12 protein-coding genes are annotated in these 14,960 nt (G+C 53.6%); 8 read left to right on the forward strand and 4 right to left on the reverse strand.

Annotated elements, in window-relative coordinates; all coding sequences use genetic code 11:
* Positions 1–64 precede the first annotated feature (64 nt).
* The 3 genes from WC598_RS04175 to WC598_RS04185 all read left to right on the forward strand — a co-directional run bounded on the left by WC598_RS04175 (position 65) and on the right by WC598_RS04185 (position 3,957).
* Entirely contained in the window at positions 65–1,576 is a 1,512-nt protein-coding gene (locus WC598_RS04175) for a TrkH family potassium uptake protein (RefSeq protein ID WP_372960211.1), read from the forward strand.
* Between the two features lie 54 nt (positions 1,577–1,630).
* Positions 1,631–2,836 carry a TraB/GumN family protein gene (locus WC598_RS04180; protein WP_372960212.1) on the forward strand — a complete coding sequence of 402 codons (1,206 nt, stop codon included), beginning with the start codon at positions 1,631–1,633 and terminating at the stop codon, positions 2,834–2,836.
* Between the two features lie 149 nt (positions 2,837–2,985).
* Complete coding sequence (locus tag WC598_RS04185) at positions 2,986–3,957, forward strand: hypothetical protein (protein WP_372960213.1); 972 nt, start codon at positions 2,986–2,988, stop codon at positions 3,955–3,957.
* 413 nt (positions 3,958–4,370) lie between these two features.
* Here WC598_RS04185 and WC598_RS04190 read toward each other — a convergent pair whose 3' ends face one another.
* Positions 4,371–4,706 (reverse strand): hypothetical protein, encoded by a 336-nt coding sequence (locus WC598_RS04190; RefSeq protein ID WP_372960214.1) that lies wholly within the window; start codon positions 4,704–4,706, stop codon positions 4,371–4,373.
* A 163-nt stretch (positions 4,707–4,869) separates the two neighbouring features.
* Here WC598_RS04190 and WC598_RS04195 point away from each other — a divergent pair, with 163 nt between their 5' ends.
* A complete protein-coding gene (locus WC598_RS04195; protein WP_372960215.1) occupies positions 4,870–5,580 on the forward strand; it encodes a hypothetical protein in 711 nt (236 codons plus the stop codon).
* Positions 5,581–5,595: 15 nt separating this feature from the next.
* Here WC598_RS04195 and WC598_RS04200 read toward each other — a convergent pair whose 3' ends face one another.
* Positions 5,596–6,294, reverse strand: coding sequence for a TIGR00266 family protein (locus WC598_RS04200; RefSeq protein ID WP_372960216.1), 699 nt, complete (start codon positions 6,292–6,294; stop codon positions 5,596–5,598).
* 184 nt (positions 6,295–6,478) lie between these two features.
* Between WC598_RS04200 and WC598_RS04205 the strand changes: the two genes are divergently transcribed.
* The 3 genes from WC598_RS04205 to WC598_RS04215 are packed head-to-tail and all read left to right on the forward strand — an operon-like array spanning position 6,479 to position 10,575.
* Positions 6,479–8,233 (forward strand): ATP-binding protein, encoded by a 1,755-nt coding sequence (locus WC598_RS04205; protein ID WP_372960217.1) that lies wholly within the window; start codon positions 6,479–6,481, stop codon positions 8,231–8,233.
* The gene (locus WC598_RS04210; RefSeq protein WP_372960218.1) at positions 8,230–8,643 is read left to right on the forward strand and encodes a response regulator; all 414 of its coding nucleotides are present in this window, start codon (positions 8,230–8,232) and stop codon (positions 8,641–8,643) included. The genes WC598_RS04205 and WC598_RS04210 overlap by 4 nt, the downstream gene beginning before the upstream one ends.
* A gap of 3 nt (positions 8,644–8,646) precedes the next feature.
* A complete protein-coding gene (locus WC598_RS04215; protein ID WP_372960219.1) occupies positions 8,647–10,575 on the forward strand; it encodes a PAS domain S-box protein in 1,929 nt (642 codons plus the stop codon).
* Positions 10,576–10,602: 27 nt separating this feature from the next.
* Here WC598_RS04215 and WC598_RS04220 read toward each other — a convergent pair whose 3' ends face one another.
* Together WC598_RS04220 and WC598_RS04225 are read right to left on the reverse strand one after the other, a co-directional pair.
* On the reverse strand, positions 10,603–11,349 hold the full coding sequence (locus tag WC598_RS04220; RefSeq protein WP_372960220.1) for an ABC transporter permease: 747 nt from the start codon (positions 11,347–11,349) through the stop codon (positions 10,603–10,605).
* A 3-nt stretch (positions 11,350–11,352) separates the two neighbouring features.
* Entirely contained in the window at positions 11,353–12,339 is a 987-nt protein-coding gene (locus tag WC598_RS04225) for an ATP-binding cassette domain-containing protein (protein WP_372960221.1), read from the reverse strand.
* A 156-nt stretch (positions 12,340–12,495) separates the two neighbouring features.
* On the opposite strand from WC598_RS04225, the gene WC598_RS04230 reads away from it, so the two are divergent.
* Positions 12,496–13,227: a DUF2202 domain-containing protein gene (locus WC598_RS04230; RefSeq protein ID WP_372960222.1), complete on the forward strand. Its 732-nt coding sequence runs from the start codon at positions 12,496–12,498 to the stop codon at positions 13,225–13,227.
* The last annotated feature ends 1,733 nt before the right edge of the window (positions 13,228–14,960 follow it).

Genomic DNA, 14,960 nt, shown 5'->3' on the forward strand with positions numbered 1-14,960 from the left:
CCCCCCGGAACCCGGAAAACGATAGCCATAACAATTTATCCCTCCCAATCTCCTTGGTTATCCGATGAAGCGCTTCGAACATATTGCCATGATCGCGCATGACATGGGACTCATCTTCGAGTTCCTGGGCCTCGTGTCGCTCGTGCCGTTCGTTGTGCTGGTTATCTTCCAGGAATGGGATCTCGTCCTCCCGCTTGCAACAGCCCCGGTCATTTTTCTTGTCCTCGGCGGAATCATCTCCAATATCCCCCACGAAGACCTGGAGCCCTCGTTCTCGGTAACGCTGAGCGCCGTTGCCCTGTCGTGGCTTGCCATCGCATTTATCGGGGCGCTCCCGTTCGTCTTTGGCCTGCACATGTCCTATACCGATGCGGTCTTCGAAGCCATGTCCGGCTGGACCGGCACCGGTTTTACCATGCTTGCCTCGGTCGACACAACTCCCAACACCCTCCTGTTCTGGCGATCGTTCATGCAATGGATCGGTGGCATCGGGATCATCGCGTTTGGCATCTCCCTCCGGCGCAAGACCCGCGTCTCGCTCTTCCGCCTGTACCGGGCCGAGGGCCGGGAAGAAGAGCTGGTGTCCGCATCGGCTTCATCGAGCCGCAGGATGTGGATGATCTACCTTGTCCTGACATTTTTCTTCACCGGCCTCATCATGCTCGTGGGCATCCCGCTCTGGGACGCGCTGAATCTTGTGATGGTGGCGATCGCCACCGGCGGGTTCACGATCCATACCGGGGGTGTCTCCTATTACAACAACCCGTACCTTGAAGCGCTTCTCATCCCGGTCATGATCGCCGGGGCCATTCCCTTCAAGGTCTTCTTCTGCCTCTACTGCGGCAAGATCTGGGATATGTTCCGGGACCGGACCGTGCGGGCATTTCTTCTCATTGCCCTTGCCGGCTCCATCATCACGTCCCTCGACCTGTTTATTTTTGGCAACATAACCATAACCTCTGCATTCCGGCAGGGGGTATTTATGGCAGTATCCGGCCTGTGTACCTGCGGGCTCCAGAATTCAAATCCCCATTACTGGGTAGTGATTCCGCTTGCGGTCGTCACGCTGCTGATGTTCATCGGCGGTGCAATGGGAAGCGCAGCCGGAGGTGTCAAGGTCAACCGGGTCATGCTCGTCTATGAAGGGGTCAAATGGTGGTTCCGCCGTTTTTTTGTCAGCAGCCGGGTTCTCGTTCCCTTCCGGTTTGGCGGAAAGACCGTCTCGAAAAAGATCACCGATCTTGCGATCTCCAACAACCTGCTCGTTATCGTTATCTACGTGCTCACGATCTTTATTGCAACCCTTGTAACGCTTCACCTGTATATCACCTCGTTCCGGCTGGAAGAGGTGGTCTTTGAGATAGTTTCCGCGCTCAGCAATGTCGGGCTTACCACCGGGTTCATCAGCGCGGCGAGCCCAATAACCATAAAATGGATCTTTATTGCCCTGATGTGGTTTGGAAGGCTCGAGATTGTGCCGATCATCATCATATCCATGGGCGTGGTAAAAGCCTTCAGCAGCGATATCTCCCGCGATGAAAATGATGACAGCGAGGATGACCGGCAATCCCTGTAATACCTCATCGCTTATCTTGGTGCAGAGCGTACAGTTGAGGATACACGGTGATCTATGGCTGAGGTAAACATTCTCGGGACAGCGCATGTCTCGCAGCAGAGCGTTGATGAAGTGCGGACTGCGATTGCAGAGTATAAACCGGACGTTGTGGCCGTAGAACTCGATCCTTCCCGCTTCCAGGCCTTAAAGCGGCAGGCCCGGGACCCGACCGTGGACGATGTCCTGGAAGTAAAAAATTTCAACTCCCTGCTCGTCCAGTGGCTCCTTGCGTACCTCCAGCGAAAGATCGGGATCGATGTCGGCGTTGACCCGGGCGCGGAGATGAAAGCGGCGATCGAGGAGGCGGAGAAGAACAATATCCCGATTGCCCTTGTTGACCGCGATATCCGTATCACGCTGATGCGCTTCTGGCACTCGATGGGCATAATCGAGAAGATCAAGATGATCTGGGCGCTCATCATCTCCATTGCCGAAGTTGACAATGGCCAGGAGATCGACATCGAGTCGCTCAAGGAACAGAACGTTATCGATATGGTGATGGAGGAGTTCCGCAAGTTCTCCCCGAACGGAGCCCGGGCCCTCATTGATGAGCGGGATGCGTTCATCGCCCATCAGCTGATTATTTTAAAGGCGCAGCGCCCCGAGGGAAAGATCCTTGCCGTTGTTGGCGCCGGCCACCGCCAGGGAATCAAGAACTACCTGGATAATCCATCAGGGCTCCCCCCGTTCGATTCCCTGACAAAACAGCCAAAATCGTTCCCGTGGGGCAAGATCTTCGGCTTTGCCGTCACCGCACTGTTTGCCTTCCTGCTTGCTGCGATTGCGTTCTCGGGAGTTGGCTGGAATGTCCTGCTCTATGCGTTCCTCTTCTGGGTGGTAATCCACGGGGTCCTTGCCGGCCTCTTCACCCTGCTTGCCGGGGGGCATCCCTATTCGGCCATTACCTGTTTCTGCGTTGCGTGGATGACGTCCTTAAACCCGATGCTCCATGCCGGGTGGATTGCCGCGTATGTTGAAGCCCGGGTAAGAAAACCGCCGATCACGGATTTCCGGAGGATCTATGAATGCGAGACCATTGGCGAAATGGCTAAGGTGCCGCTCTTCAAAGTCGTGCTCGTGGCAGCCCTCGCCAACCTTGGCAGCCTGCTCGGGACTATCCTGTACTTCATCTTTGTCTTCCCGGTGCTCGGGATAGACCCGGGTGTGGTTATCTCAACCGGTATCCAGAACATGTGGTCCTGGTTTACCGGTCTCTTCTGATTTTATCCGGTTGCCGTGTCTCCCCGCGGTTGCCTGACCTTAAGAGCCGGGTCATACTATTGTCATCACCGCTCACAGACCGGGGATCCATAACAAACCACAACAACCATTTATGCCAAGTACTCAAACTCTTTCCAGTGAGTTGTAGTATGACGAATCATTTTGCAAAATCCTTGCGGGGGATGATCCCGGTTGCTGCACTGGTCTTCCTTGTGGTATTCGGGCTTACCCTTCCGGTATCCGCTGTGGAGTATTCCATATCCGAGTACAACGGGAATATTCCTGCCGGGGGTACCATCAGCTATGCCGTCCTTGCCGGCAATTCCTGGACCGATGAGCCCGTGGATCTTCTTGTCGATGTTGTCGGGATCGGCCAGACAGAGGATCTGAAGTTGATTCCGGTGGATCCGATCAAGGACACGTATACGTATTCCGCCCGGAAATTCACGTCCGCTGATGGAAATACCATCCACGTGGACAAAGGAACAAAAAAGCAGATTCTCCTGACATTCAAGCTTCCGCAGGACGTGGGGAACGGCGGCAGGTACGCGATGGTTGTCATCCACACCCTCCCGGGAAAGAATGTCACCGCTTCGGACACCAACATCCCAGTATTTTTGACCATTCTCGGGAGCAACCCGAACGTTGAAGGCAGCATCACCAGTCTTGCGGCAGAGAACGTCACTCTCGGCCAGCTGGTTACCATCCTGACCGGCTACAAGAATACCGGCAATATTCACCAGAGTAATGTCGTGAATGTGGTGAATATATCCGGATCGAACGGGAACTTCCTCATTTCCAAATCCACAGAACCGTTAAAGGAGACGATCCTCCCGGAAAAGACCTATGAGTTTAGCATAACTCCCGATATCTCGAAGCTGCCTGCCGGCACCTATACCGTCCTTTCGAAAGTATATGCCGAGAACGGGAAATATCTCGACAAGAAGACCACTACGTTCACCATCAAATCCCCGGCGGGTGCCCAGGTATCGGCAACTCCTCTTGCAAATGCCACCTCCCCTCCCACACCCGCAGCCACCAAATCCGGTCTGCCTGCAGTTCTTGGTCTCGCAGCTCTTGCCGGTGCGATGGTACTGATATCCTGCCGGAAGAACCACTAACCACTCATTCTTTTTTGAGATCCTTTTATCCAGAGAGTGGATTATCCGGTTGATCCGTGTTATATTTTCTCCAAACCGGTTTCCTGGCCCGGGTCTGCTTTGCGCCCCTAATGTCCAGAATGGTTACAGGTTACAGGTTACAAGTTCAGTTTCAGCTTCCCGGTCCGCATTGGGAACACCCCTTTGGCGCGGCAGGGATATTCGAAAAATCATGTAATCCCTAATGAGGTTATTGATCCAGATTCTCTGCATTGCAAACAACAGGCGTGTGACCGCCTCACATCCCACGGGAAGAAAGCATCCGGATGAGCATCCGCTTAATCCCCCTGCAACCGGTTCGTAAGCACAAAAAAAAGATCCGGTTGTTATGCCCGGCAAACCAACGCGGCATACAGAGATTTCAGTCGCAGTGCTTACCGGAGTCCCGCGATCTCAGCGTCAATCCAGTCCTGAATAACGAGTTTTATTTCATCCCGGCTCATGCCGGGCAGGTACTTCCTGCGAATCACGATCTCAAGAGTATCCAGGACCGGGGTTACTATCGTAAAATACGACTGCTGGCCTTTGAACCCGCCATTCTTTTCCAGGTGAACAAGGACAAGCTCATTAAGATGCTCAAGCTCCCCGGTCAGGTCGATGATCTGTTCAAGGGTAAGAGCCGCCGGCACCGCGGACTGCAGTACATCGCAGTGGCCGGAACCCGCGGTGCTTTCCTGCGATCCGGATTCCCGTTGTTCATGGTCGAGCATGGTCATTATCCTGCATCATATTCCAGCGGCCGGTGCCGGACCCCCGGCCTGGCCGGGGCTGATACAGAGAGTCTTTTTTTTGGGAATTAAACCTTTGCCCGGCCGGGCAAGTCGCAAAGGTTTAAGCACTGCCATGTTCTCTCCTTGTTCATACGAACCGGATGTGATCCCTATATCAAGCACCGCACTCCTTGTAATCGAAGGGCTCTGGTGGACTCCCGAGCAGAAGCCCAAACGACCGTCAGTGCTCCACTTTCTCGAAGGCCTGGAAAACTACCGGGGCGATTTCAATATCTATTATGCAAACTTTTACGAGAAGACCGGGTTCCGGCGTGCGCTTGAGGACGACCTGACCAACACAAGCGAAGGCCGGCTCTTCCTCTACGTTGCAGCCCACGGCACCGGGAAGAGGATCGGGGGACTCAAGGCCAAGACCGGCATGAAACTTCCGGCCATGTTCAAGGCAGTGAAGAATGCAGCCAACTATTCCAATATCGAGGGAGTCCTGATTGGCTCGTGCAGTGTTGGCAACAATATTGACGATTTTATCTCGACTACGAAGAACTCCCACATTGCCTGGATCTTCGGCTATACCTGCGAGATCGGGTGGATGGCGAGCACCTTAATCGATGTCTCGATCTTCGAGCACCTCATGAAACTCCGGAAAACCGATCTCAAGGACCGGAAAAAGATCCTTGACGCGTTTGCCCGGGCCCTCGGCCGGTTCAACGGCGATTATGTGCTCTGCAAGATGAAGGGGAAGAATATCCCCTTAAAAAACGCCATCACGCTCGTTGTCCAGCCCCGGGGCCCCGGCTTCAAGGCGCAGGATGAAACCCCGTATCTCCTGGAAAAACTGGGCTGGAATTCCTGAAATCACGTCAGGAACCTATACCGGTTTGACTTTTATCTCGGGCTTTGGCAGGTAAGGGATAAGAGCCGTTGCAATCTTTGCAAGGTTCATGGACTGGAGTACCACTTTTCCCGGGCCCGTGAGGGTGGTGACAAAGAGGCCTTCTCCGCCAAAGAGTGCGGTTGTCACTCCCCCGGACAGCGAGATGTCGTAGCTGACCGTGTCCTCAAAACCGACAACCAGACCGGTCTGGACTTTCACCACTTCGCCCGGTGCGAGAACCTTCTCGACAATATCCCCGCAGCAGTGGAGGAGAACCGTGCCGTTCCCGCTCATCTTCTGGAATATGAACCCGCTCCCGCCAAAGAGGCCGGCCGGGATGTTGGCCGTGAACGCAAGGTCCAGCTCAACCCCGTCATCGCAGCAGAGAAACGAGTCTTTCTGGGCAATGAACTCTTTTTGCGGTGCAATAACAACCGCAAAAATCTTGCCGGGGATGGTGCCGGCAAACGAGACAAAGCCCCGCGTGTCCGGAGAGAGAAACCGGGTGAGAAACACGCCCTCCCCGGCAACCGCCCGCTTGATACCCGATATGAGGCCCCCCTTGAGCTGGCTCTCCATGGTCATCGTACCGCTCATGTTGACCATCGAACCGGCTTCAGCGTATATCCCGACACCTGCGGGTAAATCGATCTCGGCCATCTGGAGGTTATTGCCAATAATCTCGTAGTCCATAGTAATCCGGAGAGGAATTCGACGGAAAAGTACAAATGTGTTTGGGAATTGAACCGTATGGTTTCCAGCCGGAAACCGGATTTTTCTCACCGTCATGCTGGCGATTATAAAAAACAACGGATTTATAGCATCACTTCAGAACATTGATCAACTAATAACCGGTGTCAGGTGTTGATACATACTCATGGGAAAGATTTCTGAACTGTTCCGGAAGAATATCGGCCTCGCCTTTTTTCTCCTCATCCTGGCGGTGTCTGTGTTTATCTTCATCGCAGTTATCCTGCAGACCCAGAATATCCTCGTGCAGGCTGACGAGAACGAAGGCCTCTCTTCCGTTAAAATAGCGGCCGGGATGATCGACGGCAATATGCTCGAAAGCATCGGTCCCGGCGATGAGAACACGACCGCATACAAATCCCTCCAGACCGATCTCAACCAGCTCCGAAGTGCCAATCCGAATATCCGGCATATCTACACGATGAAACGGATCAACGGTACAATTGTTTTTGCCGTTGATGCCGATTACGGCAGCCGGACCTCGTCAGTTCAGGGAGCCCGCATCGGTGAGACATATACCAATGTCACACCGGCCCTGATGAAAGGGTTTTATGCTCCGGTTACAGGAGCGGGTTTCACCACTGACGAATGGGGCACGGTCCTCTCCTCCTTTGCCCCGGTCTATAACCAGCGCGGCGAGGTTGTCGGGGTAGTCGGCGTTGATCTCGATGCCGGGATACTCTCCTCGCGCATGACGATGTTAAAGAACATGTACATTCTCGTCCTGCTCGCAATATTTGTTGTAGCCGTATCGGTTGCCGCCTTTACTGCATCCATGCAGAAGGAGGCATACCGGGCGCTGAGGGAGAACGAGGAGTACCTCAACACGATCATGCAGTCCATCCAGGCCGGGGTTCTTATCATTGATGCAGAGACCCATATCATCACGGATGCCAACCCCAAGGCGCTGTCCCTGATCGGTGCAAAGAAAGAGGATGTGGCAGGAAAAACCTGTCACGCGTTCGTTTGTCCGGCCGAGACCGGCAACTGCCCGGTAACGGATCTCGAAGAGACGGTGGACAATGAGGAGCGTATCCTTCTCGATATCAATGGACGGAAGATCCCGATCATAAAAAGCGTCAACCGGATCACGCTTGGCAAAAAGAAAATGCTCATCGAGTCGTTCGTTGATATCAGCGAGCGGAAGAAGATGGAGGAACAGAATGCCCAGCTCATCAAGGATCTGGAGACTGCCAACTCGGAGCTCAAGGATTTCGCCTACATTGTTTCGCATGATCTCAAGGCACCCCTCCGGGCCATCGGGTCGCTCTCTCAGTGGCTGTACTCCGACTACAAGGACAAATTCGATGACGATGGCAAGACCCAGCTGGATCTCCTCGTCAACCGGGTCCAGCGGATGCAGAACCTGATCGAAGGGATCCTGGAATATTCCCGGGTTGGACGGGTGCGGGAAGAAAAAGAGCCGGTCAGACTGGATGCCGTGATTCCTGATATCATTGACAGCCTTTCCCTGCCACCCCATATTGCGGTGACCATAGATCCACAGCTTCCGGTCATTGCGTATGAAAAGACCCGGATCCGCCAGGTCTTTGCAAACCTGATAGGAAACGCGGCCAAGTACATGGACAAGCCCGCTGGAGAGATCCATGTCGGCTGCAAGCCCGATGGATCGTTCTGGAAATTCTCGGTTGCAGATAACGGCCCCGGGATCGACTCCCGGCATTATGAGAAGATCTTCCAAATCTTCCAGACCCTCCAGCCCCGGGATCATATCGAGAGCACCGGCATCGGCCTCTCGATTGTGAAAAAGATCGTTGAGATGAACGGCGGCAAAATCTGGGTCGAGTCTGAAGTAGGAAAAGGAAGCATTTTTTACTTTACCGTGCCGATATCCGGGATATCGGATGAGGGATCACCATGAACAGCGAGAGTACCATACTGCTAATTGAAGACGATGTCGTTGACATGATGTCGGTAAAAAGAGCGCTCAAGGAGCTCCAGGTAACCAACCCCTTAACGCATGTCGAGAACGGGGAAGAGGCACTTGCGTTCCTGAAAAACCCGGCAAATGTCAAGCCGGCCATCATCCTTCTTGACCTCAACATGCCCAAGATGAACGGGCATGAGTTCCTGGCTCTCATGAAAAATGACGAGGAATTAAAACGGATACCGGTGATCGTCCTCACCACGTCCCGCGGGGAGCTCGACAAGGTCCAGAGTTTCGACAACGGCGTTGCCGGTTACATGATAAAACCCGTGGATTACCGGCAGTTCGTGGAAGTCATGCGCACGATCCGGCTCTACTGGACATTAAGTGAATTACCCGGATAACCTATGACTGCGACCCCAGGAAACGATCGAAACCTGACGCTGCTTTTAATAGAGGACGATCGTGTAGACCAGATGGCCTTCAACCGGCTGATCCGGGACCAGAGGCCCTCGTACACGGTTCGTATCGCCGGCACACTTGCAGAAGCCCGGACGCTTCTGTTAAAGGAGCCGGTGGACATTGTCATCTGCGATTTCTACCTTGGGGAAGGAACGCCGTTCGATATCATCCCGGATCTCAAAGCCCGGGGAATACCGATCATCATCGTCTCCGGCGCCGAAGACGAGGACTCGGCAGCAGAAGCGATTCGGAAAGGCGCGTTTGATTTTATCGTCAAGGACCAGAATTATAATTACTTAAAAGTCCTTCCCCTGACAATCGAACGGGCTCTCGATGCAAGTCTGGGGATGGTGGATACAGCAAACGTACATGGCAGTGACGCTGCCGATCCTCCCGTGGAGGCAGATCACTCGGGCGACAAAGAGGATATCCAGCTGCGGCGCCTTGTTGTTGACCAGTCCGAGCTCATTGCCCGCTACCGGCCCGATGGTACCATCCTTTTTGTCAATGATGTATACTGCCGGTATTTCGGGAAGACCCGGGCAGCACTGATCGGACAGCCGTTCGAGCCGTTTTTACCGGAAGAGGACCGTCAGATTCTCAGGAACCAGCGGCTTGAGCTGAGCTTAGATAAACCTGCCGTGACGTTCGAGCACCGGGTCCACCTCCCCTCCGGAACCCTGCGCTGGATCCGGAGAACCGACCGGGCACTCTTTGACGAAAACGGTACCGTCATCGAATACCAGATGGTCTCAACCGATATCACGGAACAGAAGCAGGCCGAAGAGGCACTGCGGGAGAGCGAAGCGCGCTATCGTATGCTCGCGGAACATGCGTTTGACGGTATCCTTATCCAGGACTTGAACGGCCGGACCCTGTATGTCAACCAGAGCATTGTGCGGATGTTCGGGTATTCCAGCCTCGAAGATATCATCGGGAAAAATACCCTCTCCTTTGTTGCCCCCGAATCCCGGGAAACGGTCCGGGGTGACCTGCAAAATGTTACCGGTGGAAACCAGGGCTACCTCCAGAAATACCACGCGGTGAAACCCAACGGCGAGAAGATCATCGTCGAATCGGTAGGAACGCTGATCCCGTACCAGGGCAGGACCGCAAACATCGTTGCACTGCGGGACGTAACAGAGCGGGAGAATGCCGGCATCCAGCTCCAGAAAGAACTTGCCCGCAAAAAAGATTTCATCAATGTCGCGGCCCACGAACTCCGCACCCCACTCCAGCCGGTGGTCGGGTACCTGAACCTGCTGCTTGACGAAGAGAGTGGATACGTGATCCAGCCGGATGTGCTCGAGATCCTCAAGAAGATTCGTATGTACGTGGAATCGGAGCGGCACATGGTGAGCCAGATCCTGGAGCTCAGCCTTCTCGAATCCGTCCATGAGCATTACTGGCCCCAGATAGCGCCGGTCGCGATCCGGGAACTCCTCGACCTCGTGATTCGGCAGGGGAATTATGATTCTGAAGCCGGTATCACCGTCAATGTCCAAAAAGACTTCACCATCAACAGCAACGGCCCCTACATCCATGAGATCCTGGACGAGATCCTATCGAATGCCGTAACATACTCAAACGAACCCCGGATAATTTCCATTGACGGGGAAGAGACGGAAACGGAACTCAGGATCTCGATCACGGATAACGGACGGGGTATTGCGCCGGATAAACTGGAGGTCATTTTCGATCCCTTCTATCTGAGCGATGCGGACAAGCTCTCCCGGAAATACGGGCGGCTTGGCGTTGGGCTGACCATGGCCCGGAACCGGGCAACCCATCTCGGGGGAACGATCACGGTTAAGAGCGTCTTTGGGATCGGGAGCACGTTCACGCTGACCCTGCCAAAGAACGGCAGGGAATAACCTTCTTTTTGTTTTTGGGTTTTACCCTTATATCCGGATTTTCCTGAACAGAAATGCTCCGGTAACGGTCATTGCGAGAGCAAAACCCCCGATAACGGCAAGACAGATGAGCGGGCTTATCTGGGAGACGCCGGTCAGGCCGTACCGGATTCCCTCTACGCCGTATGTCAGGGGATCGAGTAGGGTGACGATGCCCATCCACGGGGGCAGGCTTGAGATCGGGAAGAACGCGCCCGAGAGTGCGAAGACCGGGAAGATGACAAAGTTCATGATGAGCTGGAACCCGGTCATGTCCTCCATCCGGGAGGCAATCGCGATCCCAAACGCGGTGAACGAGATCCCGATCAAGGCCATGAAGAGGAACGCTACCAGGAAGCGGGCCGGGTTGTCGATCGCAAGACCGATGAAGAGCGAGAGGACGAGGATGATGATACCCTGGATGAAGGCAGTTGTTGCGCCGCCAAGCGTCTGGCCGAGCATGATCTCAAGCCGTGAGACCGGGGCAACAAGCGTCTCTTTTAAAAAACCGAACTGCTTGTCCCAGATGATCTGGATCCCCGAGAAAACCGAGGTAAAGAGGACGCTCATGGCAACCATCCCCGGGATGAGGAAGACGATATAGTTCCCGCTTCCCGGCAGGGTCACGACCGCGTTGAGGCCGAACCCAAGGAAGATGAGAAGGAAGAGCGGCATGCTGATGCTGCCGATGATCCGGCTCTTTGACCGGGTGTACCGCTTCATGTTCCGGAGCCAGATCGTGTAGATGATGTCCATTTTTCAGCTCCTCATCATTTTCTGGTGCCGGCGCATCGTCTCCTTGTTGTCTGCTTCCTGCTCCCGGATTGTTTTTCCGGTAAAGAAGAGGAAGACATCCTCGAGGGTAGGCTTGTGGATGGAGAGAGAATCCACGGGTACCTGGTTCTCTGCAAGGAGCAGGACGATTGCGCTGATGTGCTGCTCGGCATTCCGGAGGCTGACCGATACCTTTCCCTCGTGCTGTTCTACCCGACCGAGCTGCGATGCGGTAAGAACGCTCCGGGTTCGCTCCGGGTCCGGAGAGCCGATGGTCACGACATCGCCCCCGATCCGGTCCTTGAGTTTTTCCGGGGAGTCGAGGGCTATGATCTTACCGTGATCGATGATGGCGATCCGGTTGCAGAGCCGGTCGGCCTCCTCCATGTAGTGCGTTGTGAGGATGATCGTGATCCCTTTCTCTTTTGCAAGGGTAGCAATGTAGTGCCAGAGCAGGTTGCGGGTCTGGGGATCGAGGCCGAGCGTGGGTTCATCCAGGAAAAGGACCGAGGGGTGGTGGAGCAGGCCGCGGGCGATCTCGAGCCTTCGCCGCATGCCCCCGGAGAAGGTCTTGACAAGGTCGTCCTTCCGCTCATGGAGTTCCACGAGTTGCAGGAGTTCAGCGATCCGCTCGTTCCGCGTCTCTTTTGGGATCCGGTAGAGCCGCCCGTGGAAATCCATGTTCTCCCAGGCGGTCAGTTCCTCGTCAAGGCTCTGGTCCTGGAAGACGATACCGATAGAATTCCGGACCCCGTCCTCGTCCTTTTGAATATCAATACCATTGATCGTTGCCGTTCCCGATGTTGGTGGGAGCATGGTTGAAAGCATGGAGAGCGTGGTTGTCTTCCCGGCCCCGTTTGGCCCGAGCAGCCCGAAGATCTCGCCCTGCTCGATATCGAACGAGATGTTGTCCACGGCTACGAGATTATCATAGCGCCGGGTCAGGTTCTGGATATGTATTGCCACCGTCATGGAGATCCCGCCGGTCACCAAAAGACCGGAAGTTCCTGTGGGTAGATCTACTCGTCTGCTCTTTTAATACGTTTTTTATCAGGAGCCCTGCCCGGTCAGGTTCCGGCCCGGAATGCAATAGGGAATGCTTAAGATTATTTCCGGCAAGTCTATGGTATGTCCCGATCTCTCTTTATCGGAGTCCTGTTCGTTGTATGCCTCCTGGTTGCCGTCACCGGATGTACCAGCCAGCCGGCCGCTACGCCCGCGGCCACACCGGTGGGTACACCGGTTGCTGCACCGGTAGTTGTCACTCCCGCAGTAACGAACGCGGTGTATGACCCCGCAGCTGCACAGAAAACATTCCTTGCGCTCCCGCAGATGCCGCTCAATGCATCGGAAACCGCAGATATTCTCGAATTGCAGGAAGCAGAAAAATTCATCTGCGATCTCAACGCGATCCTTGCAACCCAGCACAAGGATGTCCCGGTCTTTATGACCATATCCAATGGATCGAAAGTCTTCATGGTGGCTGACAACGTCATCCTCCAGCGGTACGGCCTCGCCAACCCGGAAAATGCCCTTCCGGGGGTATTCACCAACGTGAAAATCCAGCGGGCGTACAATGCCGGTGTCAATACCGGCAGCATGGGGGTCAAGGATGCAATCATGGTGAGCGCAACCGCTGAAGACATGCATATTGCGGATCTTGCTGCTGCGATCGGGCGTACGGATAACACCGATCTCCAGTTCATGTACCGCCAGGAGCTCGCATTTGCGCGCAACAACTTAAGAACCCTCAGCCAGTGGTTGACGGCATACGGAGGTGTCTTCACCCCCACGTACATATCAGTTGATTATTACAATGCGCTGATGAATTCCCCGGTTGAGCAGATCCCGGTGAAATAATTTTTTTTCATCTTTTTTCATGTTCATTGCAACTACGTTCTGTTGCTTCGCGTTGTCCCGGTTTTGTTTTAAGATTATTTGCGTTAACGGATCTTTTTCTGAACATTGCCCGGCTCGCCGGGAGCCGGAGGTACATCCGGTTAGCTTTTCACAACCGGACTTTGATTAAAAAAATTTCGGCAAACCTTGCCTGAAATTCTCCGATCGGACCTTGAATGTACATTTTTCATCGCGATCATAACCCTGCTGCAAAATCTGATCCGGATCAACCGGACGTTGATTGAAAAATTTTTGGCAGGGTTTGATTGAAATTATTTTTACAGACTTTAATAATAAAATTCTGAACGGACCCTGGCTGAAATTTTCCGGGTTTCATTGAGTTGGTGTATCCCTTCCCCGCGTTGCGATACTTTCCGCAGGAAAACGCCTTGCCCGGGTTTTACTCTTGCACAGTTACCATTATTCCGGCGAGTATTCCACGTTCTGCGTGAACGACGCGATGCGGATAGGGAAGGAGAGGGGCTCCGGAACAGCCCCTGCCGGTTCTCCGGGCAATCTCCCATCCGGAAAAACACCTCCGTCTTCATCCAAAAGGGTCTGTATTGACCGATTTAATCGGCTGGGAATGTCCCGGATAATCAAAATACGCATGATATGGTGCTTTTCCAGATTCGCTGTTGTATAATTCGCAAAAAGATGCGACCCTCAAAAAACCGGTTTTTCAAATCGGGCTTATTTTGTCAAACGGGGCGTTTTACGAGGAGATAATTATCCCGCACTTTTGAGGGTCCGGCCTTTGCCGGGGCAGGTACCCGCATGTGAATCTGCATCGGCGTGGATATCCAGGTTGTTCTCTCAATAGTGCGGCTTCGGGATCCCTAAAACATGAGTCCAAAACAGGTGTTCTTTTCGATCTGAGCCTGCTTACCCCCATTTTCACAGAGAAACGCCAGCCAAACGCGTCTATGGGGTTTTTACAATCGGCACCAAAATGCTCCGATTGGCGTTAATCGCGATTACAAGGCGTATTTCAAAATAGTATGTAGAAGTGTGCTGGTTTTGGCACGTTACTCTTGGGATCGACCCTCCGTAAGGGCAATCCGGGCTTGTATGGGGCCCGGATTTGGGGATGAGAGATGAGAGGTTTTTGGGATGGGCATTATGACGGAGAATGGGGGGGAAACATCACTTTTTGACAGCGGGGGTGCAGTCCGTTTCCGGGATTGCGGGGGAGGCCCGGGGCAGGGAAAATTGATTGGATTGTCCGGAAAATTTGTTTGAGAATTATTTTATCGTACCGGAATTTTTTTTTTAATGTGACAGGTTTGGATTATTTTTGAAAATATTTTACCGGGTTTGGTGGAGATGTCAATTTTTTTAGAGAATCGATAAATTAAAAATGTTCCAAAGGATTGTGTGGAGGAGTCATTCCGTAATAGCAATACCTTACGCGAGAAAACACCTCGTCGCATTTTGTTCTTGCACATTTATCCATTTGAGATTTTTTTTAAAAGGAACCGGCCCAGGCACAACCCGCGGGGAGTTGTACCGACTCCCGGCAGTTCCGGGAGGAGGGAATCGTTCTGGATAATTAAGAAAATCCACAGCGTCTTCTTGTCCGGATATCATCCCGGATCAACCGCCTGTAATGCCCTGGTTTCCGGAACCCGATGCGATCTCACCGTTTTATCTGAACTGACCAGATCAGACCCCTCTTTTTTCGGAACTCATGG

It is taken from the genome of Methanoregula sp., from assembly GCF_041645475.1.
Lineage (GTDB): Archaea > Halobacteriota > Methanomicrobia > Methanomicrobiales > Methanospirillaceae > Methanoregula.

Excerpts from the sequence above, each read along its gene's own strand:
- WC598_RS04185 (WP_372960213.1), top strand. The coding sequence starts at position 2,986 with ATGACGAATCATTTTGCAAAATCCTTGCGGGGGATGATCCCGGTTGCT.
- WC598_RS04180 (WP_372960212.1), top strand. The coding sequence starts at position 1,631 with ATGGCTGAGGTAAACATTCTCGGGACAGCGCATGTCTCGCAGCAGAGC.
- WC598_RS04205 (WP_372960217.1), top strand. The coding sequence starts at position 6,479 with ATGGGAAAGATTTCTGAACTGTTCCGGAAGAATATCGGCCTCGCCTTT.
- WC598_RS04220 (WP_372960220.1), bottom strand. The coding sequence starts at position 11,349 with ATGGACATCATCTACACGATCTGGCTCCGGAACATGAAGCGGTACACC.
- WC598_RS04200 (WP_372960216.1), bottom strand. The coding sequence starts at position 6,294 with ATGGACTACGAGATTATTGGCAATAACCTCCAGATGGCCGAGATCGAT.
- WC598_RS04210 (WP_372960218.1), top strand. The coding sequence starts at position 8,230 with ATGAACAGCGAGAGTACCATACTGCTAATTGAAGACGATGTCGTTGAC.
- WC598_RS04230 (WP_372960222.1), top strand. The coding sequence starts at position 12,496 with ATGTCCCGATCTCTCTTTATCGGAGTCCTGTTCGTTGTATGCCTCCTG.
- WC598_RS04215 (WP_372960219.1), top strand. The coding sequence starts at position 8,647 with ATGACTGCGACCCCAGGAAACGATCGAAACCTGACGCTGCTTTTAATA.
- WC598_RS04225 (WP_372960221.1), bottom strand. The coding sequence starts at position 12,339 with ATGACGGTGGCAATACATATCCAGAACCTGACCCGGCGCTATGATAAT.
- WC598_RS04190 (WP_372960214.1), bottom strand. The coding sequence starts at position 4,706 with ATGCTCGACCATGAACAACGGGAATCCGGATCGCAGGAAAGCACCGCG.
- WC598_RS04175 (WP_372960211.1), top strand. The coding sequence starts at position 65 with ATGAAGCGCTTCGAACATATTGCCATGATCGCGCATGACATGGGACTC.